Origin of the sequence: Parafrankia irregularis, assembly GCF_001536285.1 — a bacterium.
GTDB classification, from domain to species: Bacteria; Actinomycetota; Actinomycetes; order Frankiales; family Frankiaceae; genus Parafrankia; species Parafrankia irregularis.
On the sequence record NZ_FAOZ01000001.1, the window covers coordinates 355,101 to 379,995 of the forward strand.

A 24,895-nucleotide genomic window follows, 5' to 3' on the forward strand; every position below is an offset into this window, starting at 1 on the left:
TGTCACTGATCCCACAGGCTGGTCATGCCGCGCCGCCACTGGTCCATCACGAACGGGGAGGAGGAGAACGCATGAAGTGCCTGTACGCGCTGCGCCGATGTGGGCGGTGCGGCCAGCATGCCGGCCGCGGCCTCGGCCCAGGCCTCGGAGGCGCAACCTTGCGGCACCGTCGTCACGCCGTCGAGCAGGCGGCCGATCTCCACGACTCCGGGCAGGTCCGGAGCAAGCACCGGCGTGCCCACGGCGCAGGCCTCGAGGACGACGGTCGGCAGGCCCTCGTGCCGTGAGGTCAGCAGCAACAGGTCAGCACCAGCCATCAGGCCGGGGATGTCGAACGACTCGCCGGGCAGGTCGAAGGCGTCGGCGACCCCGCCGAGCTCGGCCCGGCGACGCAGCTGGGCCGACTCGTGTGCGTCCTGGCGGCCGACGACGCGCAGCCGGGCCGGAACACCGCGCCGCCGCAACGCGATCAGAACGTCAACCGCGGCGCTCCGGTTCTTCACCGGATCGGGCCGCCCGACGTGCACGATGGTGGGCCGCCATTCGGCCGCCGCCGTGGAGGCGACGGCGGCAGCGACGACTGGGGAGGCTGGGGAGGCTGGGGAGGTGGTGACGAGCGCGCGCTCGAACGGTGCCGGGTCCAACCCGTTGTAGAGCACCCGGCAACGACGCTCCCGCTGCCAGTCCGACCGCCACAGGCTGGTCATCGTGGCCTCGGCGACCGCGACGAGATCGGTGGCGAACCAGTCGATCAGCTGCCGCATCACCGCGCGCTGGACACGTCCCCGCAGGCTGGCACCGTGGCGGTCGCCGGTGCTGTGAAAGTGCGCCACCCGCAGGGGCACGCCGGCGGCCCTCGCGATCAGCAGGATCGCCCCGGAGAAGGTGGCCACACACGAATGCACGACGTCGGGTCGCAGTGCGCGCAGCAGGCGGAGGAAACGCACCGGAAAACCCAGGTCGAGGCGACAGGGGTGGACCGAGCCGCCCAGCGAACGGATCTCCTCCGCCAGGGCGCCGGGACGGCCGGTGAGGGTGACGAAGACGAACCGGTAGCGATCCGGGTCCAGATTGCGCATCAGGTCGACGGTGCGCAGTTCGGCACCGGCCCGGTCCATGACACCGAACACGTGCAGGACCGTACGGGGCCGCGGGCGCGCGGACGCCCGGTCCGCGACACTCATCGCCCGGGCCTGACGAACGGTCCGGCGGTTTCGCGGGGGCCGGCCCCGCGCTCCGCCGGCGCGGCGGCCGCCGCGGTGACCTCTCGCAGCGTCCGATGAAAGGAGAGGATGACCGGCCGGATCGTTTCGAAGGAGTGCTCCCTCGCGGTTGCGAGGTTGCGCTCGGAGGCGGCAAAGTACCGGTCCGGGCTCGCGATCAGCTCGCTCAGCGTCTCCGCGAGCCGCCTGGGATCATCCGGCGGCACGAGGTCGCTCGGCGGCAGGAACTCGACCACGCCCCCCACCGCGGACGCGACCGCGGGCAGCGCCCGGGCAGCGGCCTCGGCCAGGACCCGCGGAAGGCCCTCGGTCCTGGAGGGGAGCACGAACACATCCGCGTCGTCGAGCGCCGCTCGAACCTGTGCACGGCTGCCAAGCCAGCGGATGAAGCGCACGTCCCCGCCGAGGCCGCGGTCCACCGCCCGCCGCACGATCTCGTCGTGATGCCGGCCGTCACCGACGATGGTCGCCATCACCGGGATGCCGTTGGACCGCATCAGCGCCACCGCGTCGATGAGGACGTCATGCCCCTTGTACACACGTTCCTGCGAACCGATCGTCAGAAGGCGCACCGGTCGGCCGGGGCGCGAGTGCCCGGGCCCGGTCGCACCCCACTCGCCGGGGGCTCGGCGGGGTGCCGGAACGAAGTCCTCGTCCTCCAGCAGCGACCCAGGGCAGCTCATCATCGGCACCCCGGGGCGGGCCGGGTACCTGCTCTGCAGGACATTCCGCGTGACGTAGCTGACGGCGGCGGCGCTGCGGCACTGGCGGGCGAGCAGCTGGCCGGCGAGCAGCGCGGCAGGGCGGTGGTCAGCGAGCACCTCGGCCACGTCTCCGACGACCTCGAGCCCGAACGGCACCCGCCGGCGCCGGAGCTCACTCAACAGAACCGTGCCGACCAGGCCGGGAACCCGCGCGACGAAGGCAGTGTCCGCGGCCGGGCGGTGGAGCTCGGCGACCGCTCGACGCAGCGCGCCGCGCAGCACGGGCCAGCGGCGTGCGTAGGCCGCGACGCCCTGGAAGGTCGGCAGCGGCAGCACGCGGACTCCGGTGCCCTCCACCGGGATGCCGTCCTGGTCGCCGGCCGCGCCGCGGGCCACCCGGGCGGCGAGCAGCACTTCGTCGAAGACACCGAGATAGCTGGCCCAGGTCGAGTAACCGGCGGCGGGGTTCGGCGTCAGCACACGGCCGTCCTCGTTCTGCTGCAACCTTGCTTCGGTGGCGACAACGATCCGCATGGTCTCCCTCAGCCCAACCAACCTTGGAACGATTTCGGCAACCCAGCGTACTCATTCAGATACAGAGAGCAGCTCGATCCGGCGCCGTGTCGCGGGGACCCCGCGGCTGCCACCGCGGGGACCCCGGATCAGTTCGGGGCAGGTGTCAGGTGTCAGGTGTCAGGTGAGGCAGGCAACCGCGTCCGTCTGCTCGGCACAGGCCTTGTTGAGCAGGTCGATTCGGTCAAGCTGCGCAGACAGCCCGATCGGCTCGTCGGCGACGGCGTAGATGTTGGCCACGCCCACCTGGATGACCGAGTAGGTGGGCAGCGTCCCGCCGGGGAACAGCACGGGACCGGTCAGCACCAGCTCGATCGCCCGGACACTCAGCGACGTGGCATCCGAGATCTGCCGGTTGATGTACAGAACGCCCACCCCGGGGATGGGAATCTCGGTGCCCGGGTCAACCGGCCCGACGTACGGCACACCGTTGATGGCCAGATCGGCGACGCTCGTGCCGGTCGAGTCGAAGGTCGAGGTACCGCCGTCGTAGGACACGTTGGCCTTGGCCGTGATCGCACTCGCGGTCACCACACCACCGAGCAGACTTATCCCCGCGACCGTGCTTGTGGTGGAGCCCGATGAATCCGGGCTCCCGATCGTGGCCTCACCGATCTCCGTGATCGCGCCGGTCGTGATCACCCCCGGGACGGTGATCCCGAGCGCGGTGTCGGTCGAGGTCCCGCCCGTGCAGGGCACACCGGTCGCGGCCAGAGGCCCGACGGTGAGCGGTCCCGCGGACACCAGGTTGCTGTAGGCGACCCCGGAGATGATCACCGGCAGCGGCGGCCGGAAGAACGAGTGGGAGTAACCGATCGTGATCGAGGTTCCCGCGAGCGGCCCCAGGGTGATGTCGAGCGAGAGCCCGATCGTGACGAGGCCGATGTTGCCCGGGACGGGGATCTGCCGGTTGACCACCAGCGAACCGACTCCCGGAATGGCGATCCCGGTGTTCGGCGCGACCACCCCGTCCAGGATGGTGATGCCGCTGAGCTTGAGGTCCGTCACCGTCACGGAACCCGTCGAGGTGACCGTCCCGTCGGCCGCGCTCGTCGCCGTCGTGGTGATGTCAATGGCGTCGGCGGAGATCAGGGGAAGGAGGGGGGTACCGAGCAGGTCCAGACCGAGGAGCTGGCTGGTCGAGGTACCGGTCTGCACCGGCCCGACCGCGAGCGTCGACACTGTGTTGGTGCTCGCTCCCGCGTTCAACGAGAGTGCCGGGATGGACACCGCGCCGCCGTTCGAGCGGCTCACCCCGCTGGCTGTCGTACATCCGAGGCCTTCGGGGAAGGTGGCCCCGGAGTCGATCACGCCACCGACCGTCACCTGGGTCGAGTAGGCGAGCTGGTCGTACACGGCAGGGGGGGACGCCGCCGTGGCGCTCCCGCCGGTCAGAACGATCGTGCCACCCGCGACCGCGGCGGCGACGATCCCGCTGACGGACCGGGCGAGCCTGAACCTCCCGCCACGGCATCTCACTTGCACTTCGCGCATCTAGTCACTCCATTCGACTTCGTCAAGTCGATCAGCATTAACGGAGAGTGACGTTAACTGTGATTACGCTGAGTAGCGGCTCGCCCCGCCGACGCGAGGTCGGGATCGGATCGGTACGCCGCGCATCCTTCCTGTTGGTCAGGACCGGCAGGAAGGAGGCGCGGCGCCCGCGTGGGATTCGGCTCCAGCGTGGCTGCGGGTCGGGCCTCCAGCGCCACGGCTTCGATCGAACAGCGCGGCGATCAGTACCAGCCAAGCTGCGGCACGGGCGGCCGGTGGTGAGCGGGAACCCCGACGGCCACCACCTCGGCGGGAAGCTCCCGGATCACGACCGCGCCGGCGCCGACGACCGCGCCGGCCCCGACCGTGAGCCCCTGTCGGACAACCGCGCCGCTCCCGATCGTCGCCCCGTCACCTATCGTCGCGGCACCACTGATCCGAGCCCCGGGCGCAAGCGTCGTGTAGTCGCCCAGCCGGCAGTCGTGCCCGACCGTCGCCGCGACATTGACGTGAGCGTGACGACCGGTCAGCACATTGGACGTGATGCTGGCGAACCCGCACACCACGCTTCCAGGCCCCAGGGTGACCCGGCGGCCGACCATGGCGGCCGGGTGGACGAGGGTCACCGGTACACGGCCCCAGCCGGTGGCAGCACGATCGATCGCCCGCCGCGCGTACGGGGAGCCGATTCCCAGCACATACCTGGCGTCCAGGTCGGCGAGGAGGCTCACCGGCCCCAGATGGCGGACTCCGTAGGTCGCGAGGAGGTCGAGATCGGGCTCACCGTCGTCGAGTACGCCGAGAATGTCGTAAGTCGGCTCGACCTTGTTCACAGCCTCGACGACCTCGAGCAGCTCCCGGCCGTGGCCACCCGCACCTACGATCACCAGCGCATCCATACCGCAACCAGCTCTCTCTTCGCATACCCGAAAAACATCTCAATATTTTCCGGAGGCTACTTGCTGCGAGAGTAGCCGATACCTCTCCGCACCGGGCCACAATCAACCGGTACCGGTGCGCGTCGACACCCGTCCGGCCGCACCCACACCTATGCGCTTACTTCAATCTTTGCTGCAGTGGTTATTTATTTTTTCCGGTCCTCGGTGAACCGCTGCGGGGTGAGGCAGCAGCAGGCTCGTAAGCACGGTTTCCACCGACCTGACCGCCGCGTCGATGATGTCCGCGCAGTCGCGGAAGGCCTCCAGGTTTCCACCGAGGGGATCGGCGATGTCGTCGTGTTCCGGAGCAGACGGACGCGTCATGCCACGCGCCGCCGCCGCGGCGTCCGTCAGCGCCATCCCCGCCACCCGCAGGTGCTCCGGCTGGATCCCGACCTCCGGCTCGAGCGAGGCCAGGCGACCATCGGCCAGAGCCCAATCCGCCAGCCGCGCGAACTCGCGCAGGGTGAATGATCTGCGGACCGCCCGCGGTGCCAGCGTGACGACGTCCGCACGATGTTGACGCGTCGCACAGAGAACGAGATCCGCCCGCTCCGCCATCGCGGTGGTCAGCTGCCGTGCACGGAACCCGGCATCGTCCACGCCGTGTTCGTCCAGCACCGCCGACGCGAGCGGGTGCATGGGTTCACCCACGCGGGCTTGGACTCCGGCGCTGCTCACCGCTGCCGCGCGGGCGAGTGGCTCACGCAGCCCGACCCGCGCCATCAGCCGGGTCAGCCCGGCGACGGCCAGCCGCTCCGCGACCGGGGACCGGCAGATGTTGCCGGTACAGACAATGAGCACCGACCAGCTCGCCCGATCCTGCACGGCTTTCAGATGTCCAACCGCCATCTGCCCTCCACAACCTGCCCTCCACAACCTGCCCCCCGACGCCAGCCCATCCACGGCGCCAGCCCATCCACGGCGCCACGGCATGGCCTGGTGGCCAGGCCTACCTCCCGTGAGGCCTGGCCACCAGGTACGCCGTTCCCGCTAGCCCGTCAGCCGATCCTCGTGCACCAGCTGGCCGGACAGGCGTCGCCCTCCCGTGTCGACGCGCTGCGAGCCGCGATATGCCCGAGATCGTGATGCCGGGCCGCGCACGCCGATCTTCAACGGCGCGGTGTTCGGTGGAACCGGAGTGCCGGTCAGATCGGATCCGCCCGCCACAGGGGCTACCGCTGTGGTCGCCGTGAGCGAGGTTGCCTCGGGAACAGGCTGAGGGAACACACCACCGGCGCCAGGCGACCCGGATGTGACCTTGATCGGCCCTGTCATCGTCGACTCGCCCACCTGCGGCAGCCGCCGGAGACGGTCATCCCATTCCTTCAGCCAGCTAAGCACCCGCTCCCCCGTCATCGGGCGGGAGACGAAGTAACCCTGCGCCTCGTCGCACTGCCAGGCAGCGAGTGAGGCCCACGAGCGCGACGTCTCGACGCCCTCGGCCACGATGCGCAGGCTCAGGGCATGTGCGAGGGAGACGGTGGATCGGACGATCTCCGCCGCGGAGGGGTCTCGGTCGATGTCACGCAGAAAGCGCTGATCGAGCTTCACCTCATCGGCCGGGAGCTCGAGCAGATAGGCAAGGGAGCACAGCCCGGTGCCGTAGTCGTCGAGGCTGACCCGCACACCGTGGTCACGCAGGCCCGCGAGCGTTCGCTGCGCCTTCTCCAGAACCGTGATGAGCCCGTCCTCGGTGACCTCGACGACCAGTGCCGACGGGGGCAGGCCATGGAGCTCCAGCTCCCCGCGTACCAGGTCGACGAATCCCGGGTCGACGATGACCGAGGCCGGCACGTTCACCGACACCGCGAGCGTGGCCCCGGCCGCGCGCCACCGAACGCAGTCGGTGAGGGCCAGGTCGAGGACACGCCGGGTCAGCAGCTCCATCAGACCCGCCCGCTCCATCTCGGGAAGGAAGAGGTCCGGCGGCCGGAGGCCTCCGGTGGGATGCCGCCAGCGCACCAGGGCCTCGACTCCGCTGATCCGCCCGCTGCGCATGTCGACCTTGGGCTGGTAACGCAGCTCGATCTGGCCCTCGTCCAGCGCTTCACGCAGATCGGCACGCAGCCCCAGGCTCGCCCGACTCCCCAGCTGGCAGTCGGGAGCGTAGACGCGTTGGCCGCTGTGGGTGCCCTTCGCCGTGTACATGGCTTCTTCTGCCCGCCGCATAAGCTCGAGCACGTTCCGCCCGTGTTCCGGGAAATGGGCGATACCCACGCTCACCTCCGCCTGCACGCGCAGGTCGTCGAGGCTGACCGGTGTCCGCAGTGCCTCCCTGATTCGCCGCGCCACCCCCTCCGCGTCGGGGAGGTCGACGCCGCGCAGCAGTGCCGCGAACTCGTCACCGTCCACGCGCGCCAGCAGATCGTCGGCGCCCAGAACCTGCTGGAGCCGGTCACTGACGGACCGAAGCAGTCGGTCACCGTTCTCATGACCGAGTGTTCCGTTGATATCCCGCAGGCGATCAAGGTCGACGAGAATGAGTGCGGCGGGCGCGGCGCCGCCGGCCCGATGCCCGCCTCCCAGCCAGTGGCCGGCGGTCTTCAGGAAATGCCGGCGGCCCGGCAGGCCGGTGAGGCCGTCCACGCCGCGCCGGCGCCGGCCGAGCAGCGCGGCCGCTCGGCCGCTGACGCCCAGCACCGGCAGACCGACGGCAAGCGTCGTCGCCAGGGAGGAAGCCAGGATCGCAGGCAGAGTCGACCCTCCGCGGCAGAGCGACCAGACCACGATGGAAACCAGTAGGACCGGGGCGAGGACGAGTGCGGCGGCAGCCCGGTGCGCCGATCCGAGCGCGACGGAACGACGGACAGCCATCGGCCGGGCCGAACCGGCGCCGCCGGAGCACGGTGCCGGGTCCGACGGCGGCGTGGAGGCCCCCGCCCGCACCGGGCCGGGGGCCTCCACGCCGCCGAGCACCACATATCCACCCGGACCGGAACAGGCCGTCTCACCCTCGCCTGCGCCGGCGGTGTCGACTCCTGTCAGCGCAGCGCACGCCGACGGCCCGGACGAATCGTTGTGCTCACCCATCGGGTTTCGTTCCGCTGGCGCGTGCGTCACCGGCGCTTCCGCTGCTGCCCGTACCGGCACCGGCACACCGGGAGGACCCGCCGGCAGCCTGCGAGGCAGGGTACGCCGCCTGCTCGTGCGGTCCACTCGCGCCGAGGTCACCACCGACGCTCACCTGGTGAACCACTCAGAGAAAAGTCTTGCCTGACCATACGATTTGCCCCCGAAGTCGAACCTGCTCCGTTAGGAACGGGCTCCCCACGCCTGCCCTGTCGTAGCGGCTGCCTGCGCCTGGTTCGCTCGCCCCCGCGGTACGTGCGGGTCACCCGCACGAGTTGGCAGGTTATCGGACCCCGGGATTCTTGGCCCGGCCGCAAGGGCTACTAGCCCCTCCGTTCACTCATCGGAAGACATCACGGGACAAGATTCCCTGACGAACGGCAAACGTTCGACGCTTCAACGGCATGATCCTGCCACTTGTGATCTGCATGTGGTCCGACCGTGGAACCCGGCAGGGAAAGCTCGCGTGCCACAGCGAGCAACACACCGACGCGTTCCCCGCCTAGTCCCCGACGGTTACGCTCGTAGCGGGCAGATACGACTCGACCAGCGGGAAGACCAGGAAAAGGAGAATCGCGACAACGGCGAGCGCGAGAAGCACGGCGAGCGGGATCCGCACCTGCCTCGGCCCGGGGAGATGTCTGAATATCCAGCTGTACATGAGTCAATCCCCTAAGGCGATTCGCACCGATCGCGGTCGGCGCGGGCAGTGATCCAGGGGTCACCTCCAAGGCCGAGGAGGAGCCCAGGGCTGAGCTGGCTACCCGCCCGTCAGTACGGGAGGCGGCCCATCGCCCTTGTCTCTCGTCTCATCGAGCTCCGCGAAGACGATGAGTCGGCTCTTCGCGGAGAAGCGCGGATGGCAGGTCGTCAGCGTCATCCGCGCCTTGGTGGGGGCCTCCCCCAGATGCCCTGGTACGGGGTAGGTCACGTCCAGTCGGTGGGGGTCGACGATCTCCGATCCCGTGACCCGGTAGGTGAAATACCTGTCGGCGACCTCGACCACGATGGGGTCCCCCACCTTGAGCTCGTCGACCCGGCTGAAGGGCTTGCCATAGGTCGTGCGGTGTCCCGAGACGACAAAGTTCCCGATCTCGCCAGGCATCGCCGAGCCCGGGAAGTGCCCTGGTCCGCGGCGCAGGTCCGCCGTCGACACGCCCTCCACGACGACCGGCGCGTAGTCCGTTCCGAAACGCGGCACCCTCAGCACGGCGATCCCGTCGCCGAGCTCGACGGGCGGCACGGATGACCGCTTCCTCGGGTCCGCCCCGCCCGCCGCCGGCTTCGGGAGGGGCTGCTTGGCCCAGGCTGTGGTCAGGTCGTGGCGGATCTGGTCCTGCGTTCGAGCAGCGAAGATGTCAGTGATCCACAGCTGGTAGCACAGGAAGAGAACCACGATGACACCACAGGTGATCATCAGCTCCCCGGCGCCCCGGGCGAGATGGCCGCCAAACGATCGCACCGTCCGATCCCGCAGCGGGTCCGCTGCCGGCGGCTCCGGGGCGGCGTATCCACGTCCCCGCGCCCGCGCCGGACCATATGCCGGTGCAAGGCCCTGGGCCGGCACCGCGGCAACAGGTGGATTCCGCGGATCCGGGCCGCCCATCAGGTCGTCGAGGCTGTCGAGGCCGTCGAGGCTGTCAAGCTCGCCCGGGGCATCGACTCCTCCCCGGTCGGCCCCGGCCAGGTCCGCCGGTGAAGCCGACGTCGACAGTGAACTGCCCGGTTCCTTGCCCTCGCCCGGAGTCCCAGCAGCCATGCTGCAACCCTAAGCCATGTATCAACTACTCTCCGCGATGGCATGGCGCGGGTTGAACCCGAAGGGCAACTCCAGTCGGTGCGACATCATCAACGGTTCGTCACTCAGCAGGGTGGCCGTCGCGCCATCCGCAACGATCATTCCCTGATCGAGGATGACCGAGCGCGGGCATAGTTGCAGTGCGTAGGGCAGATCGTGGGTGACCATGATGAGCGTGAGGTCCAGCCCCTGGAGAACCTCCGCGAGCTCGCGGCGACCAGCCGGATCAAGATTCGCCGATGGCTCGTCGAGGACAAGAACCTCCGGCCGCATGGCGAGCACCGTCGCCACGGCGGCGCGGCGCCGCTCCCCCAGGCTGAGGTGATGCGGCGCCCGCTCGGCGTACTCCGCCAGACCGACAGCCCGCAGCGCCTCGGCCACCCGACCCGACAGCTCCGCGCCTCGAAGGCCCAGATTCGCGGGGCCGAACGCGACGTCCTGACCCACGGTCGGCATGAAGAGCTGGTCGTCGGGGTCCTGGAAGACCAGGCCGACCCGGCGCCGGATCTCCGGCATGTTCGCCTTCGCGACGGTCATCCCGCCGATGCGAAGCGTGCCCGCGCCAGCCGCCAGAATGCCGTTGAGATGCAGCATGAGCGTCGTCTTGCCGGCACCGTTCGGCCCGAGCACCGCGATCCGCTCACCGCGGGCGACCGTGAGGTCGACCCCGAAGAGCACCTGCCGCCCGTCGGGATAGGCGAAGGCGAGGCCCTCGATCTCCACCGCGGGGCGTCCAACGCCCGCGGCGGCGGTCACGGACGCAGCCTCGGCAGCCGAAGCCGACGTGGGCCTGGACGTCACGACGCCACACCGAGATCGAGGCTCCGGCCGGCGACGGCGACCACGACACCGAGGACGACCAGGGCACTGGCCGTCGCCCACTGGCCCGGTCGCGGCGACACGATCGGCGTCGCGGCGGGCATCGTGCCCGAGTAGCCGCGGGCGAGCATCGCCAGGTGAACCCGCTCGCCCCGCTCGTACGAACGGATGAACAGGTTGCCGAGCGACGCCGCGAGCACGCCGGTCGCTCGTAGTGAGCGCGGCTCGTGCCCGCGCGAACGGCGAGCCACGCCCATCCGACGCATCTGATCCACGACGAGGCCCGAATAGCGGATCATGAAAGACGCGACCGCGATGATCACGGGGGGCAGCCGGAGTCGCTCAAGCCCGGCCAGAAGATCATTTGCCGGCGTGGTCGCGGCGAGCACGATAACGGTCATCAATCCGAGCGTAGCCCGCGCGAGCAGGCCGAACGCCTGTTCCAACCCAGGCCGTGAGAGCCCGAGCCCGAGCAGCTCGACCCGCGGGCCGGGAACGACGAACGGAAGTGCCGCCGCGAAGGCGAGAAACGGGATCTCCACCGCGAGCCGGCGGATCACGAACAGCGGCCGCAGCCGCGCCAGCGCACAGAGCGAGGCCAGCACCAGCAGGTGCACCCCGAAAGCCCAGCCAGCGGTGATCGGGGTGACCACCACGCAGATCACGTAGCCGAAGGCCGCGACGATCTTGCACTGCGCCGGCATGCTCCGCAGAAAGCCCCGTCCGGGCTGATATGGATCGAGCAGATGCGCGCCACCACCCATCGCGGTCGCCGCCACCACTCACTCAGGCGAGCGGAGCGCCACCGGCTCCGGCCCCCGGCCCGGCTCCGGTACGCTCCGCCGCCTGATCGCGCTCCGAGACCGCGGAAGCGGCCCGCGGCCGGAGCCGAGTGACTCCCCAGAAGACGGCGCCACCCACGACGAAGGCGATCGACACCCCGATGACGCCGGCCAGGCCGCCGGCGAGACGCTCGTTGTCGATCCCGGACACCGCGTAGCCGGCGAGTGGCCAGTCCGCGAACGAATGGCTCTTCTCCTGGTGGATGAAGCCCTTGTCGGCCGCGACCTTCTCCAGGCCGTCCGGGCTCGAGCTGGCGAAGCCGGACACGAATCCAGCCAGGACGAACGCAACAAACAGGCCGAGGCCGACAAAGACCTTGTTGTGCCGCTCAGGGCGCGCGGCGACGCGCCGCCCCGTCGGCTCGGTCATCGTCGACCCGGTCACCGTCGACTCGGTCAGGGTGGAGGACGTCGCATCCGCGGCGGCCGACCTGGTCATGAGGGGTTGCTCCCATCCCCGAATCGATCCGACGAGCCGTCAGCACCGGCGGGCGCGAGGGCGGGCGGGCGACCCGACAGGCCGGTGGCGCCGACGACGGCGGGTTCGTGGCGGCGGACCGTCAGCTCCTGCTTTCCGAGCAGGTCGCGAGCGCCGTACACGAGGTCCGGCCGGGTGTTCAGGACCAGACTGAGAGTTGCCGCGGTGATCGCCGCCTCGCCGATCCCGATCAGGCAGTGCACGCCGAGCATCGCACCGGCGACGCCATCCAGGGGAAGGTCGACCGTGCCACCCACGGCGAACTCCACGACGAAGGCGCCTGCGGCCAGTGGCACCGTCACAAAGGCGGCGATGACCGATGCGGCGATCACCGACGAGGCACGACGCGGCAGCAGGCGTCGGGCCAGGGTGAACAGCCCGTACCCTCCCATCGCGCCGACGAGCGCCATGTTGGTGATGTTGAGCCCGAGCGCGGTCAGCCCTCCATCCGCGAACAGTGACTGCACACCGAGCACCACCGCCAGCCCGATCGCTCCCAGCCACGGGCCGACGAGAACCGCCGCGAGAGTGCCGCCGAGCAGATGCCCGCTGGTTCCCATCGCCACCGGAAAGTTGAGCATCTGGGCCGCGAACACGAATGCGGCGACCAGACCGGCGAGCGGTGTGAGCTGGTCCGTGTTCTCCTCGCCCGCCCGTTTCACGGCGTAACCGATACCCGCGACCGCCACCACACCGAACGCAGCGGAGGTCGGAGCATCGATGAACCCATCCGGGATATGCATGGTCTCCCCTCTCGCCGGGTCTCCGGCTCGTCTGCGGCGCAGATCGCCCCATCGGGTGCTAAGAATACGCACTTGCGAGTGATTTGCAGATAGAAACCACGGACCGATGCCCAGCGAGACTCCAGCCGACGCCCGGCCCACCCTCACTCGGGATCGAGCCTCGCGGGACTACGCTTCGACACCAGAAGTTACTCTGGGTTACTTGATAGATATCATTTGCATTCACTCCGCGGGGTTCGGCGACCACCACGGGGTTTGCGCCCAAGAGGAGCACAGGTGGAGATCTCTGCATGCTCGGCGGCGCCGGCGGAGCCGGCGGTCCTCCTCCCGGGATACCAGGCCGCCCACCCCGCGCGGCGCAGGGCCTGGCACCGACCCGGGCTCCGGCGCCCGACAGCCCCCACCGCGCCCGTCGCGGGCCCGCGTGAGGTGCGGCCATGAAGACCGTCGCGGTGATCGTGCACCGAGGCCCGACGGAGCCGACACTCGACCTCGCGACCCGCCTTGACGTCTCCGCTCATCTCGACCAGGTCACGGTGATCGCCAACGACCGCGCCGAACGGCCCGCCGGGTTGCCGGCCAGCGTCGGCTGGCTCGTTCCCCCCCGTGATCTCGGGCGGGGCGGAGCCTTCCGCTACGCCGTCGAGACGATGCCCGCGGCTGCCGCCTACCTGCTGGTCGAGAACAACGTGCGCATCGACGACCCGACCATCGGGGCCTGCCTGGAACTGCTGGCCGGCGCGAACATCGGGATCGTGGCCCCCACCCTCGTGGATGACGCCACGGCGCCGACCACGCCGGCACGCCCGACCCGGTTCCTCGTCCTGCCCCGGATCCTCGGCAGCGCCCCCGGCGACCGGCCCAGCGAGGCCAACTGGGTGACCGGCGCGGCGATGTTCGTCAAGGCCGAATGCCATCAGCGGATTCCGATGGATGGCCGCTACTTCCTGGGCCTCGAGGACGTCGACTTCTGCCATCGCGTCCGCGATGCCGGCTGGAGTGTCGTGATCAGCCCCTGGCTGGCCTGGCGCCAGGGCGCGGGCCCCGTACCCGCCGCCGCCTACGGCTACTACGAGGTGCGCAACCGCCTCTGGTACACCCGGATCCGCCGCTGGCACGGCCGCACCGCCGCGGCGCTGCTCTGGACCGTCCTCGCGACACTTCCGCGCGCCACGGTGCTCAGGCCACCGGGAGCCGACGGATCGCACCCTGGCCGGCTCGTCCTGCACGGTCTGCTGGACGGCCTCGGCCCTGTCCCCCCGAGCGGTGACCCACGGCTGGATGAGCCGCGAGTCACCCGGTGGACGACCTGGGCCCCGGCGCCGCCTCACACGGCGGACGCACCGGCGGCTCGGCCGTCGACGTCTCCGGCCCGGAGTCGGCACGAGTCGCCGCTCGGCCAGTCGGAACGGTGAGGATGCCCCTTTCTGCGGACCGGGAGCGAAACCGCCACCACAGCACGCAAGGACCGTATAGTCTACGGCGCCCGGCCACACGCGGCCACAGGGAGCCCTTCGAAGCGAAGGCGCGAACACCCACGCGGAGTCGGACACGGCCACGCATCAACGGAACTACGGAAAGACTCTCTACTATCACGTTCCGTGCTCCCCTCTCGCCGCTCACCGACCAGGCCGGCCGCCACCGCAGAACCCGGCGCCACATCCGCTTCCACGCCGACCTCCGCGCCCACGCCCGCGCCACGGGTACTCCTGCTGAGACCGGCGAAGGCACGCCCGGACGCCGCGCGGCAGCTTGCGGCCGTCGTCGCGGGCCTTCAGGCCGGCGGCGCAGAGGTCACGCAGCTCACGCCGGGCGGGCCGGGCGGGCCGGACGACCAGCAGGCACGGAACGAGCCGGCCGGGCGGCGCGGATCACCTGACCGGCCGGCCCGACAGGGCCTCGACCTGGCGGGCCGCTGCCGCTCGGCATGGGAGACCGCGACACACGCACGGGCGCTGGGCCCGCTGGACAGCGTCGTGGTGGGGCAGGTGGACCTGGCACTGACCGGCCTCGTCACCGCCCGACTCACCGGCGCCAGCCGGGTACCGGTGCTCTTCCACGGCGTCGACATGTGGACGATGCGGCGCCACCTGCGTCTTCTGCTGCGCCACGACCCGCTGCTCTGCCCGGTGACGACAAGCTCGTTCGGCGCGGGAGCGCTGTCTCCGACCAGGATGGGCGCGGTCATTCCACCTGGTCTGGACCATCGTTGGCGGGAGGCGCTCCTCACCGAGGCCGCCCGGCGGCGCCCGCTGCCCCCGGTGCCGACGGTGCTCACCGTCTTCCCCCTCGACGAGTGGGAGGCCAAGGGCCTTCCGACCCTGGTGGGCGCCCTGGACACGCTGCACGCACCGGTGCCGGCGGAAGCGCCGGACGATGCCGGCGGGACGGCGGGACCGGTGCGGCTCGTGATCGCGGGAGCCGGACCGGCCCCAGGCTCGCTGCATGCCCTGATCGCCGGGCGGGAGCACACGGATCTGTTCGAGGATCCCAGCGACGAGGAACTGGCCCGGCTGTATGCGACAGCCGACCTTTTCGCCCTGTGCACGAGAACCCGGACCAGGTCGCCGGTGAGCGGCGAGTCGCACCCGACCGCCCTGCTCGAGGCCCAGCTCGCGGGCTGCGCCGTCATCGGTCCGGCGCAGGGCGGCTCCCGGGACGCCTACCAACGGGGTGTCACCGGCTGGACTCCGACGGACGAGTCCAGCCCAGCCCTGGCGCGGGTGCTGGCCGACCTGCTCGCCGACCGCGCACGGCTGGCCCGCGCCGGACGGCTTGCCAGCGACTGGGCGCGTGCCGTCACCGACCCCGACGATCACAGCCAGGCCGTGTTCGCCGCGCTGCTGGGCCGTCAGCGCAGCTGATCAGCCTCGGGCCGCGGGCTGCGATGCTCGCTGCGGCGGCGGCGGAGATTGCGCCGCCGCCTCGGTGATCCGGTCTGATCCGCCGATCCGGTCGTAGCGGCGGATCGCGACCAGCAGACAGTTCTGCGCCGCGGCGTTCTCCGCCACTGCACGCTGCGGACCGCTCTCGACAGCCGGGGCGTGCAGGGCGTGGAGCAGGACGCTCCCGAAGCCGGCCTGCTCGACCAGCCCGACCAGATGATCCGCCTGCCGAGGATGGCAGTGCGGGGACCCGCGCCGCGATCCACGCGAGTGCGCGAGCCTGGACTGCCCTGCCGCGAGCGTGGACCGCCCCACGGGCTCGGCATCCTGACCAGGCCCGGGGCCAGGCCCGGAGACATCCGAGCGCACACAGGTGCGCAGGACGAGGCATCCGCCGGGGCGCAGGCTCGCCCACACCAGGTCCAGGAGGTCGGTCAGCTCGCCGTCGCCCATCCAGGTCGCGACATCGAGAGAGACGGCGATGTCCACCCGCCGCCCGGATCCGAAGAAGTCCTGGGGAGTCCGGTAGTCGATGTTGATCGCCGGGTTCAGAATCCGTGCGCAGGAGAGAACCCCACGGGAGACGTCAAGCGCCGTCACGGACCAGACCCGCCCGGCCACCGCGCGGGTGAGGTAGCCGGGGCCGCATCCGACATCGAGCAGGTCCTGCTCGGGTGCCAGGTACGGCTCAAGCACATCCCGGACGAACATCTCGAGCGAGACGCGGCTGCGGTGCGCCGCGCTGCCCAGGCCGTGACCGCGGAAGCTCAGGCCGTGGCCGTGGAAATAGTGCGGCGCCAGCCCCAGCAGCCGCAGCGCGAGGCCTGGCCGCCACGACGACGGGGTCAGAGCCAACAGCCCACGGACCCATCGCGCACCCAGAAAGGTGCGGCCTCCGGTCGCCGCAAGCACGAGCCAGCGGAGAAAGGACACGTGTGGGCACGCGAACACGCAACCGTCAGGGAGCCCGGGAGCCGCAGATCCTTCCGGACTGCCTGACCGCTGCGTCACAGGGTCCGACCCTTACAGGACGGAAACCCTAAGTCAACGAACGACTACAACGAGTTCGACTACTCCAGGTAGTCGCGCAGCTTCTGCGACCGCGAGGGGTGACGCAGCTTGGACAGCGTCTTGGACTCGATCTGCCGGATGCGCTCGCGGGTCACCCCGAACTCGCGACCCACCTCCTCCAGCGTCCGCGGGTGGCCGTCCGTCAGGCCGAACCGGAGCTGGATCACCTTCTTCTCCCGGTCGGAGAGAGTGTGCAGCACGGAGTCGAGCTGTTCCTGCAGGAGGATGAAGCTGGCCGCGTCCACCGGGACGACCGCGTCGCAGTCCTCGATGAAGTCGCCGAGGTGAGAGTCCTCCTCCTCACCGATCGGCGTCTCCAGCGAGACCGGCTCCTGGGAGACCTTCAGGATCTCCCGGACCTTGTCCGGCGTGAGGTCCATCTCCTTGGCGATCTCCTCCGGGCTCGGCTCCCGGCCGAGGTCCTGGAGGAGCTGCCGCTGGATGCGGATCAGCTTGTTGATCGTCTCGACCATGTGCACCGGGATACGGATCGTCCGGGCCTGGTCCGCGATGGCGCGGGTGATGGCCTGCCGGATCCACCAGGTGGCGTAGGTGGAGAACTTGTAGCCCTTGGTGTAGTCGAACTTCTCGACCGCCCGGATGAGACCGAGGTTGCCCTCCTGGATCAGGTCCAGGAAGAGCATGCCGCGCCCGACATAGCGCTTGGCGATCGAGACGACGAGCCGCAGGTTCGCCTCGACGAGCTTCCGCTTGGCGATCTGCCCGTCCCGCTCGATGGCCTCCAGGTCCCGGCGCATCTGCGGGGAGGTCTTCTTCGTCGCCACCGCGAGCTTCTCGGAGGCGAACAGACCCGCCTCGATCCGCTTGGCGAGGTCGACCTCCTCCTCCGCGGTGAGCAGCGGGACCTTGCCGATCTCCTTGAGGTACATCCGTACCGGGTCGGAGGTCGGGGCCTTGAGCGCGAGCTCCTCCTCCTCGCGACGCCGACGGGCCAGCAGATCCGCCTCGTCGGCGTTCTCGCCCCCGGCCTCGAGCACCTCGATGCCCTCGTCGTTGAGCACCTGCAGGACCGTCTCGGCCTGCTCAGGGGGCAACTCGGCCGCCTGGATCGCGACCGTGACGTCCTCAGTGGTGAGGAAACCGATCTCCTTGCCACGGGTGATGAGGTCCTTGACCTCGTCCACCTGGGCCTCGCGGGGTAGGACGGTAGGACTCATGGGCGGAATCTCGTCACTTCCTTCTCGGGATCGACCCAGGTTACGCGGCACCTACGCCCCGCTCCCGGAGTTGGAGCTTGTGCTGTTCCAAAGCAATCAGCTCGCCGAACGCACGGTTGAAGGCATCAGAGTCGGAGGTGGGGTTCAGCCGCTGCACCCGCGACTTGACTTCCCTGATCCGACGGGTCACATGCAGCTCCTGGACACGCGACATCTGATCGTCGACATAACGGTCGTCAACATCGTGGTCGCACAGCACCCCCTCCACCGCGAGCGCGAGAACGAACCGCCGCAGCTCCTCGTCGGGCGCCGCGGCGACCACCGCCGCGACCCAGCCCGACGGGTCCCCGGCCGCATACAGGCCCGCACAAACCCCACCGGCCGTGGCGATCAGTTCACGGACCGCACGGTGCACAGGAACAGTGAACAGCTCCGCGGCGAGGGTGTCGAACATCGGGCCGGCCAGCCCCGGGTGCTGCAGGGCGAGCTTGAGTGTCTCGCGCTCGACGATGGCGGTTGCCTCGTCGGGCGCGGGTTCGGACCCACGACGCGCCGAGGCGGCCGCCGCCGTGCCGTCCGCCCCGGAGCCCCCGCGTGCCCTGGTGCTCCCGTGCGCGCCTGAGCTGCCCGGCGCGCTCGAACTCCCCTGTACCCCCGAACTCCCCGGTGCCCCCGGACTCCCCTGTGCCCGGGAACGGTGCGCGGCTACCCGCTCGACCACGAACCTCTCGTCCAGGAAGCCGAGCCAACGGTCCAGGTTCACCGCGTACCGGTGCCGGATGCCGGCGTCCTTGAGCCGGTTGACCAGCGGGGCGGCCGCGTCGAGCGCCGCCAGCCGGCCTTCCGTGGTGTTGAGGTCGTAGCGGTCGATCGCACCGCGGATCGCGAACTCGAAGAGCGGCTGTCTGGCCGCCACGAGATCACGCACGGCCGCGTCCCCGCGCTGGGTCCACAGGTCGCACGGATCAAGACCGTCCGGCTGCACCGCGACGAAGGTCTGGGTGACGAACCGCTCCTCGAACTCGAAGGCCCGCAGCGCGGCGGCCTGACCGGCCTGGTCACCGTCGAAGGTGAAGATCACCTCGCCGGTACGGCTGTCCGAATCCATCAGGAGACGGCGGACGATGGCGACATGGTCGCTGCCGAACGACGTCCCACAGCTCGCGACCGCCGTCGTCACACCGGACAGGTGGCAGGCCATGACATCGGTGTACCCCTCGACGACGACCACCTGGTAGCGGCGCGCGATGTCGCGCCTGGCCAGGTCGGCGCCGTAGAGGAGCCTGGCCTTCTTGAACAGAGGCGTCTCGGCCGTGTTGAGGTACTTCGGCCCGGCGTCGGAACCCTCGGCGAGCCGCCGGCCACCGAAGCCGACGACCTCCCCACCGAGATCACGGATCGGCCACAGCAGCCGGTGATGGAAGCGGTCGATGAGGCCGCCACGACCACCGCGCTTGGCCAGCCCGCCCAGTTCCAGCTCCTCCGCGGTGAATCGGCGGGCGAGCAGGTGCCGGGTCAGCGCGTCCCATGACGCCGGGGCGTAACCAAGGCCGAACCGTTCGGCCGCCGACCGGTCGAAGCCCCGCGAAGCCAGGAACTCCCAGCCCGCGCGCGCATCCGGCGAGGAGTAGAGCTGCTCGACGTAGAACTCGGTGGCCAACCGGTGCGCGTCCAGCAGCCGCTGCCGCTGGCTCGTGACCGCCCGGCTGGTCGGCCCGCCACCCTCGTAGGTCAGGGTGATCCCGGCCCGGCGCGCGAGCCGCTCCACCGCCTCCGGGAAACTGAGACCGTCGATCTTGCGGACGAAGGCGTAGACGTCTCCACCCTCGTTACAGCCGAAACAGTGGAAGAAGCCGACCGATGGTCGCACGTTGAACGACGGCGACTTCTCGTCGTGGAAGGGGCACAGCCCGACGAGGCTGCCGCCACCGACCGGACGGAGCTGAACATGATCACCGACGATGTCCGCGATGGGTGACCGCTCCCGGACGAGAGCGATGTCGGCGTCGCGGATGCGTCCGGCCACCGAACCCTCCCTGATCACGTCCGGCGGGCCCGCCACCTACGGGCTCCGAGTTCACTGGATAGACGGCGCCCCCCGCCCTGGGGTTGCGCGAGTCGCGGGCCTCGATGTGTCCGGTCACCTCAGACGACGCTGCCGGCCGCCTGCCCGGCGGGACGGCGCTGCCGTCGAGCCGGCTAGGCCACCGATGGTGTCGGTGTCAACGGTCCTTTCGCGTGATGGTACTTGTCATCCGGCCGACAGTGTCGATCATGCCACGCGCTCGCCGGCGAGCGGCCGGGCAAGGGCCGGACGGCCCTAGCCACCCGGGTCACACGGCCCGGCTGGTGCCGCAGCGACGACGACCGGCACCGATCGGCACACCCCTGCAGAGTCCATGATGCGACACGGGCCACATCGGAAGCCACCGACGAACCACCCTCATCACTCCAGTGTCGCGCCACGACCCCATCCCATCCCAAACACAGTCGACAGCGATCACAGCGTACGTCGTTTTTCGCTGGTCACAGTGCCGTTGGTAGCTGTCGGCCCGTCAGTGCCCCGCAACGGCCGACATCGACCCCTCGCCGGCAACGCACCGGTGGCCCTCCGATCACACCCGGGGACACCAGCCGGGCCGTGGCGACACAGGAGCACAGGACAGCGCAGACGGGACAGGGCGGCGCAGACGGGACAGGACAGCACAGGCGGCACAATGCAGCACCTGGATGACGCAGGCAGGGCACCGCCGGGGCAACCCGGCGAGCCGGACGGCCACCGCACCCAACGACCGGACGACCACACTCCCCCGGAGGGGGCGCGACACGCCGAAGCGGACCTGTGGATCAGCACCGATTCGGGGGGCTACAGACGCTCACCGACGGTGACCTTCGGCCTGTTTTGCGAGTTCAGAGGCCCGTGCCAGCGGGTTCATACCACTCACTGACCACGAAGCTATGCGTATCAGGCCGATTCTCGTACCTACGTCGATCGCAACAACGATACTTTGGGCGCACCCCGTTCCCCCAACTCGGCCCGGAGGCCCGCCGTGGACAAGATCGTCAAGTACGGTGCGATCGCATTCCTTATCTTCTTCGTCGTCACCGCACCGGACAGTGCCGCGAGCATCATCGACCGGGTCATCGGTTGGCTTGAGGACATCGGGAACGGAGCGTCGGAGTTCGTTACAGACACAGCCCTGTGAACCCGCACCTGCCGGACCCGGCGTCTGCGAGACTTTGATCGTGCCGAGACTCCAGCTTCCCGACCCAGCGCTGCGGGACACCAAGTACCTGGCTTCCCAGGAGCGCCTGGTCATGATGGTGCGCCTGCACTGGGCGATCATGCTGCCGATCTTCGGGCAGACACTGGGCGCGGTACTGCTGGCCCTCGTCGCGAACATCCTCCTGGCCATGCAGGGCATCGACACCGGGCCCATCACCACGGTGCTGTGGTACTTCGCCCTCTTCATGATCCTCCGGATGCTCTGGAAGATCGCGGACTGGCACTTCGACCACCTGATGATCACAGACAAGCGTCTGCTGAAGGTGTCGGGGATCGTCTTCCGGAAGGTCCAGACGATGCCCCTGTCGAAGATCACCGACCTCACCTACAACCGGGACCCGCTCGGGCGGCTCCTGGGCTATGGCGAGTTCGTCGTCGAGTCCGCTGGTCAGGACCAGGCTCTCTCGAAGATCAGTTTCCTTCCGCGGCCGGACCGGCTCTATCTCACCCTGGTCGACATGACCTTCGGTGGTGGGCCGTCACCGGCCGGTGACGACTGAGCCGGCTGGGCCGACTGAGTCGACACCGGCGAAAGGTCAGCGCGGACGGCTGGAGCCGGCAGGGCTGACCTGGTACCGGTCCCTCCTGTCACACCCCCGCATCGCAACGCCCGCATCACAACCCCCGCTCGCGGCCCGTCGCATCACCATGTCCTGACGGAACCGGCCCCTCGTCTCAGCGCCGAGGGGCCGGTTCCGTGTGCAGCCAGGGTTCCGTGTGCAGCTGGCTCAGCGCAGCAGGCCGCGCGCGGCTTCCACGATGTGCGGCGTGGAGATGCCGGCGAAGTCCAGCAGCTCGTCAGGGGTGCCGGAGCCGGGCAGCTCGGTGACCGCCAGGTGCGCGAGCCGCAGGGACACGCTTCCGTCCCGCAGGACTCCCGCGAGCCCTTCCAGCACGGCGCCGCCGATACCGCCCTCGGTGTAGTGGTCCTCGACCACGACCAGCCGCCCGCCGGTCGCCCGCGCGGCCTCGGCGAGCGTGGCGGCGTCGACCGGCTTGATCGAGTACAGGTCGATCACCCGCGCCGCGACCCCCTCCGACGCGAGGACATCCGCCGCGGCCAGGCAGTGGTGCAGGGTGACGCCGGCACCGATCAGCGTCACGGTGTCGGCGTCCGAGCTGCGCAGGACCTTCGAACCACCGGGCACGAACTGCTCGTCCGGCCCATAGAGCACCGGGTAGGCACCACGGGTGGTCCGCAGGTAGCTGATGCCCGAGAGCCCGGCCATCACCTCCACCAGCTTCGCGGTGGACGTCGCGTCACTCGGGTAGAGGACGGTCGAGCCGCCGATCGCCCGCATCATCGCGAGGTCCTCCAGCGCCATCTGCGACGGCCCGTCGGGACCGATCTCCACGCCGGCGTGCGACCCGGAGAGACGGATGTCGGCCTGCGAAATGGCCGCCATCCGGATGAAGTCGTAGGCGCGGGAGAAGAACGCCGCGAACGTCGATGCGAACGGGACGTAGCCGCGCACCGAGAGGCCGACGGCCGCGGCGACCAGCTGCTGCTCCGCGATGAAGATCTCGAAGAAGCGGTCCGGGTGGACCTTGGTGAAGTCCTCGGAGTAGGTCGAGTTGCTGACCTCGGCGTCGAGGGCCACCACGTTCTTCCACGCGCCGACCGCGGCCAGTGCCTGCCCGTAGGCCCGCCTGGTGGCGATCTTGGCACCGAGCTCGTAGGTCGGCAGGGTGATCGCCGGGCGGGGCGCCGGCGTGGGCCGGGGCAGGTCCGCCGACGGCACCGGGCCGCGCACCCGCAGGTTGCGCTCACCGCCCAGCTCGACGATCGCGCGGGCGGCCATGTCCTCCGGCAGCGGCTTGCCGTGCCACCCCTCGGCGTCGGCCACCTCGGAGAAGCCGTCGCCCTTGCGGGTGCGGGCCAGGATCACCGTGGGCCGGGCCGCGTCCTCGGCGTCGGCCAGCGCCGCGTCGATCACGCCCAGATCATGACCGTCGATCACGACCGCCCGGGCGCCGAAGGCCTCGACCCGGCGGGCGTAGGCCTCCATGTCCCAGCCCAGCTCGGTGGGCCCGCGCTGGCCGAGCCGGTTGACGTCCACGATCGCGACGAGGTTGGACAGGCCGTAGTACGAGGCCTTGTCCAGCGCCTCCCACATGGAGCCCTCGGCCATCTCGCTGTCGCCGCAGACCACCCAGACCCGGTAGGGCGCCTTGTCCAGGAACTTGCCGGCGAGCGCGACGCCGACCGCGTCGGGCAGGCCCTGGCCCAGCGATCCGGTCGCGACGTCCACCCAGGGCAGGATCGGGGTCGGGTGGCCCTGCAGGCGCTGGCCCAGACGGCGGTACCCGGTCATGAGCTCCTCATCGGAGATCACGCCGACGGCCTTGAACATCGAGTAGATCAGCGGTGAGGCATGCCCCTTGGAGAAGATCAGGTGATCGTTCGCGGGGTCGTCCGGGTTGTCCCAGTCGTACCGGAGATGGCGTGTGAGCAGCACCGCCATGACATCCGCGGCAGACATGGAGGAGGTCGGATGACCGGAACCCGCCGAGGTGCTGCTACGTACCGAGTCGACTCGCAGCTGCTGCGCGAGTTCCCGAACCGTCTCCAGGTCGGCGACTCCAACCACTTCGGACACGGGAGTTGCCACACCAGTCTCCTTCGTCAGCATTGTGCTGTTTTCGGTCGTCCTGGTCAGGCCGGTGCACCTGCCGGCATGCCGGCGTGATGGGCAGTCGTGAACGTACGGCCCGCACAGGTCGAGTGTCGTATGTACCGCGGGCCGGCCGACCCGGCGTCTGACGCCTGTCGCACTACCCCGTCACTCCGCGATCCGAACCGTACCAGCACCCCCGCCCCGCCACACCAGCGGAAAGCCGGCCTTCGTCACATACGACGGCCGGCGAGGAGCCCCACGCCGGCGGCGGGCACGTGCCGGACGGCCCGCGAAGCAGGGCCGCTGGGACCGCCCGGGTGTCGCATCCGTTCCCCGCCGGCCGCCACGCCCGTGGCGTTGATCACCGCCGGCGGAACCGGCACGAGCCCGGACGGGGGTACCTACCAGGGGGCCCACCGACCCGCCGGCCATCTCGGTGGTTCGCCCGGCGGGCTCAGACCGCCGGGGTGTGCGCCGCGGCCGGCGAGGCACGGTGAAAGAGCTGGTAGAAGCGATAGCCGATGCCCTCACGCAGGATGTAGTGGACCTGCGTGCCGAAGCCCCGGTTCGCCGGCCCTCCGGTCGAGGGCGACGCCACCGCCGCGATGCCGAGATCGGCGGCGATGGTGCGGGACCGGAGGCTGTGCCAGCGGTCGGTCACCACCACCGCCGACCCCCAGTGCCGGCTGTCCATCAGACTGGCCACCGCGATCATCGACGACAGCGTGTCCCTGCCCTGCGGAACCGCCAGCACGGCACCGGCCGGAACCCCGTGGTCACGCAGGTAGGTCGCGGCGACCTCCGCCTCGGTGAAACGGTCGCCCGGCTGGTTCCCGCCCACCGTGATGACGCGCGGCGCCACACCCGCACGGTAGAGCTCGAGCGCATGGTCCAGGCGCGCGGTGAGGATCGCCGACGGCCGACCGTCGTACTGCGACGCGCCGAGGACGATCAACGTGTCGGAGGCCCGGCGGTCGTCGCCGCGCCCGACCCACCACACCTGCCCGAAGGTCACAGCAGAGCCCACGAGCAGAAGTGCGACGCCCATCAGGACGATGCGCACCGCCCAGCGCCACCACGGCACCCGAAACCAGGCCGCCGAGGGCGGACGGGGCAGAAGCCGCCGAAAGGACAGGTCCACGCGATATCACGTTAGCCGCAGCGGACCTGCCT

Annotated in this window: 21 protein-coding genes; 4 read left to right on the forward strand and 17 right to left on the reverse strand. The window is 70.1% G+C overall.

All coding sequences use genetic code 11. The annotated features are described in order from the left end of the window. Positions 1 to 2: 2 nt before the first annotated feature. From AWX74_RS01475 to AWX74_RS01530, 12 genes are all read right to left on the reverse strand, one after another. A complete protein-coding gene (locus tag AWX74_RS01475) occupies positions 3 to 1,184 on the reverse strand; it encodes a glycosyltransferase (RefSeq protein ID WP_091270733.1) in 1,182 nt (393 codons plus the stop codon). Further along, positions 1,181 to 2,461: a glycosyltransferase family 4 protein gene (locus AWX74_RS01480; protein WP_091270736.1), complete on the reverse strand. Its 1,281-nt coding sequence runs from the start codon at positions 2,459 to 2,461 to the stop codon at positions 1,181 to 1,183. The genes AWX74_RS01475 and AWX74_RS01480 overlap by 4 nt, the downstream gene beginning before the upstream one ends. A 159-nt stretch (positions 2,462 to 2,620) precedes the next feature. Beyond that, positions 2,621 to 3,994 (reverse strand): choice-of-anchor P family protein, encoded by a 1,374-nt coding sequence (locus AWX74_RS01485; RefSeq protein ID WP_131799382.1) that lies wholly within the window; start codon positions 3,992 to 3,994, stop codon positions 2,621 to 2,623. A gap of 242 nt (positions 3,995 to 4,236) precedes the next feature. Continuing rightward, complete coding sequence (locus tag AWX74_RS01490) at positions 4,237 to 4,881, reverse strand: NeuD/PglB/VioB family sugar acetyltransferase (RefSeq protein WP_242666015.1); 645 nt, start codon at positions 4,879 to 4,881, stop codon at positions 4,237 to 4,239. Between the two features lie 174 nt (positions 4,882 to 5,055). Beyond that, a complete protein-coding gene (locus AWX74_RS01495; RefSeq protein WP_242666016.1) occupies positions 5,056 to 5,838 on the reverse strand; it encodes an arsenate reductase/protein-tyrosine-phosphatase family protein in 783 nt (260 codons plus the stop codon). Between the two features lie 87 nt (positions 5,839 to 5,925). Further along, positions 5,926 to 7,965, reverse strand: coding sequence for a putative bifunctional diguanylate cyclase/phosphodiesterase (locus tag AWX74_RS01500; protein WP_091270747.1), 2,040 nt, complete (start codon positions 7,963 to 7,965; stop codon positions 5,926 to 5,928). 541 nt (positions 7,966 to 8,506) lie between these two features. Beyond that, complete coding sequence (locus AWX74_RS40600; protein ID WP_006538854.1) at positions 8,507 to 8,665, reverse strand: hypothetical protein; 159 nt, start codon at positions 8,663 to 8,665, stop codon at positions 8,507 to 8,509. Between the two features lie 99 nt (positions 8,666 to 8,764). Then, on the reverse strand, positions 8,765 to 9,763 hold the full coding sequence (locus AWX74_RS01510) for a class E sortase (RefSeq protein ID WP_091270750.1): 999 nt from the start codon (positions 9,761 to 9,763) through the stop codon (positions 8,765 to 8,767). A 21-nt stretch (positions 9,764 to 9,784) separates the two neighbouring features. Beyond that, the gene (locus AWX74_RS01515; RefSeq protein ID WP_091270752.1) at positions 9,785 to 10,558 is read right to left on the reverse strand and encodes an energy-coupling factor ABC transporter ATP-binding protein; all 774 of its coding nucleotides are present in this window, start codon (positions 10,556 to 10,558) and stop codon (positions 9,785 to 9,787) included. 41 nt (positions 10,559 to 10,599) lie between these two features. After that, the gene (cbiQ, locus tag AWX74_RS01520; protein ID WP_242666017.1) at positions 10,600 to 11,400 is read right to left on the reverse strand and encodes a cobalt ECF transporter T component CbiQ; all 801 of its coding nucleotides are present in this window, start codon (positions 11,398 to 11,400) and stop codon (positions 10,600 to 10,602) included. Between the two features lie 7 nt (positions 11,401 to 11,407). Then, entirely contained in the window at positions 11,408 to 11,902 is a 495-nt protein-coding gene (locus AWX74_RS01525; protein WP_091270754.1) for a PDGLE domain-containing protein, read from the reverse strand. Further along, complete coding sequence (locus AWX74_RS01530) at positions 11,899 to 12,684, reverse strand: energy-coupling factor ABC transporter permease (RefSeq protein ID WP_091270757.1); 786 nt, start codon at positions 12,682 to 12,684, stop codon at positions 11,899 to 11,901. Before AWX74_RS01530 ends, AWX74_RS01525 begins: the two co-directional genes overlap by 4 nt. Positions 12,685 to 13,121: 437 nt before the next feature. On the opposite strand from AWX74_RS01530, the gene AWX74_RS01535 reads away from it, so the two are divergent. Beyond that, the gene (locus AWX74_RS01535; protein WP_091270760.1) at positions 13,122 to 14,099 is read left to right on the forward strand and encodes a glycosyltransferase family protein; all 978 of its coding nucleotides are present in this window, start codon (positions 13,122 to 13,124) and stop codon (positions 14,097 to 14,099) included. Positions 14,100 to 14,285: 186 nt separating this feature from the next. Then, positions 14,286 to 15,548, forward strand: a complete 1,263-nt coding sequence (locus AWX74_RS01540; protein ID WP_242666018.1) for a glycosyltransferase family 4 protein — start codon at positions 14,286 to 14,288, stop codon at positions 15,546 to 15,548. Here AWX74_RS01540 and AWX74_RS01545 read toward each other — a convergent pair whose 3' ends face one another. From AWX74_RS01545 to dnaG, 3 genes are all read right to left on the reverse strand, one after another. Beyond that, positions 15,549 to 16,424: a class I SAM-dependent methyltransferase gene (locus tag AWX74_RS01545; RefSeq protein ID WP_242666019.1), complete on the reverse strand. Its 876-nt coding sequence runs from the start codon at positions 16,422 to 16,424 to the stop codon at positions 15,549 to 15,551. Between the two features lie 215 nt (positions 16,425 to 16,639). After that, positions 16,640 to 17,818 (reverse strand): RNA polymerase sigma factor, encoded by a 1,179-nt coding sequence (locus AWX74_RS01550; protein WP_006538863.1) that lies wholly within the window; start codon positions 17,816 to 17,818, stop codon positions 16,640 to 16,642. Between the two features lie 40 nt (positions 17,819 to 17,858). Beyond that, a complete protein-coding gene (dnaG, locus tag AWX74_RS01555) occupies positions 17,859 to 19,844 on the reverse strand; it encodes a DNA primase (RefSeq protein ID WP_091271117.1) in 1,986 nt (661 codons plus the stop codon). 1,024 nt (positions 19,845 to 20,868) lie between these two features. On the opposite strand from dnaG, the gene AWX74_RS39805 reads away from it, so the two are divergent. Beyond that, positions 20,869 to 21,024, forward strand: coding sequence for a hypothetical protein (locus AWX74_RS39805; protein WP_006538866.1), 156 nt, complete (start codon positions 20,869 to 20,871; stop codon positions 21,022 to 21,024). 40 nt (positions 21,025 to 21,064) lie between these two features. Further along, positions 21,065 to 21,604 (forward strand): PH domain-containing protein, encoded by a 540-nt coding sequence (locus tag AWX74_RS01560; protein ID WP_035950103.1) that lies wholly within the window; start codon positions 21,065 to 21,067, stop codon positions 21,602 to 21,604. A gap of 228 nt (positions 21,605 to 21,832) precedes the next feature. Here AWX74_RS01560 and AWX74_RS01565 read toward each other — a convergent pair whose 3' ends face one another. Further along, positions 21,833 to 23,716 carry a transketolase gene (locus AWX74_RS01565; protein ID WP_091271120.1) on the reverse strand — a complete coding sequence of 628 codons (1,884 nt, stop codon included), beginning with the start codon at positions 23,714 to 23,716 and terminating at the stop codon, positions 21,833 to 21,835. 460 nt (positions 23,717 to 24,176) lie between these two features. Further along, positions 24,177 to 24,863 carry a YdcF family protein gene (locus tag AWX74_RS01570; protein ID WP_091270762.1) on the reverse strand — a complete coding sequence of 229 codons (687 nt, stop codon included), beginning with the start codon at positions 24,861 to 24,863 and terminating at the stop codon, positions 24,177 to 24,179. Positions 24,864 to 24,895: the final 32 nt, after the last annotated feature.

Excerpts from the sequence above, each read along its gene's own strand:
- AWX74_RS01475 (WP_091270733.1), bottom strand. The coding sequence starts at position 1,184 with ATGAGTGTCGCGGACCGGGCGTCCGCGCGCCCGCGGCCCCGTACGGTC.
- AWX74_RS01480 (WP_091270736.1), bottom strand. The coding sequence starts at position 2,461 with ATGCGGATCGTTGTCGCCACCGAAGCAAGGTTGCAGCAGAACGAGGAC.
- AWX74_RS01485 (WP_131799382.1), bottom strand. The coding sequence starts at position 3,994 with ATGCGCGAAGTGCAAGTGAGATGCCGTGGCGGGAGGTTCAGGCTCGCC.
- AWX74_RS01500 (WP_091270747.1), bottom strand. The coding sequence starts at position 7,965 with ATGGGTGAGCACAACGATTCGTCCGGGCCGTCGGCGTGCGCTGCGCTG.
- AWX74_RS40600 (WP_006538854.1), bottom strand. The coding sequence starts at position 8,665 with ATGTACAGCTGGATATTCAGACATCTCCCCGGGCCGAGGCAGGTGCGG.
- AWX74_RS01510 (WP_091270750.1), bottom strand. The coding sequence starts at position 9,763 with ATGGCTGCTGGGACTCCGGGCGAGGGCAAGGAACCGGGCAGTTCACTG.
- AWX74_RS01525 (WP_091270754.1), bottom strand. The coding sequence starts at position 11,902 with ATGACCAGGTCGGCCGCCGCGGATGCGACGTCCTCCACCCTGACCGAG.
- AWX74_RS01530 (WP_091270757.1), bottom strand. The coding sequence starts at position 12,684 with ATGCATATCCCGGATGGGTTCATCGATGCTCCGACCTCCGCTGCGTTC.
- AWX74_RS01535 (WP_091270760.1), top strand. The coding sequence starts at position 13,122 with ATGAAGACCGTCGCGGTGATCGTGCACCGAGGCCCGACGGAGCCGACA.
- AWX74_RS01550 (WP_006538863.1), bottom strand. The coding sequence starts at position 17,818 with ATGAGTCCTACCGTCCTACCCCGCGAGGCCCAGGTGGACGAGGTCAAG.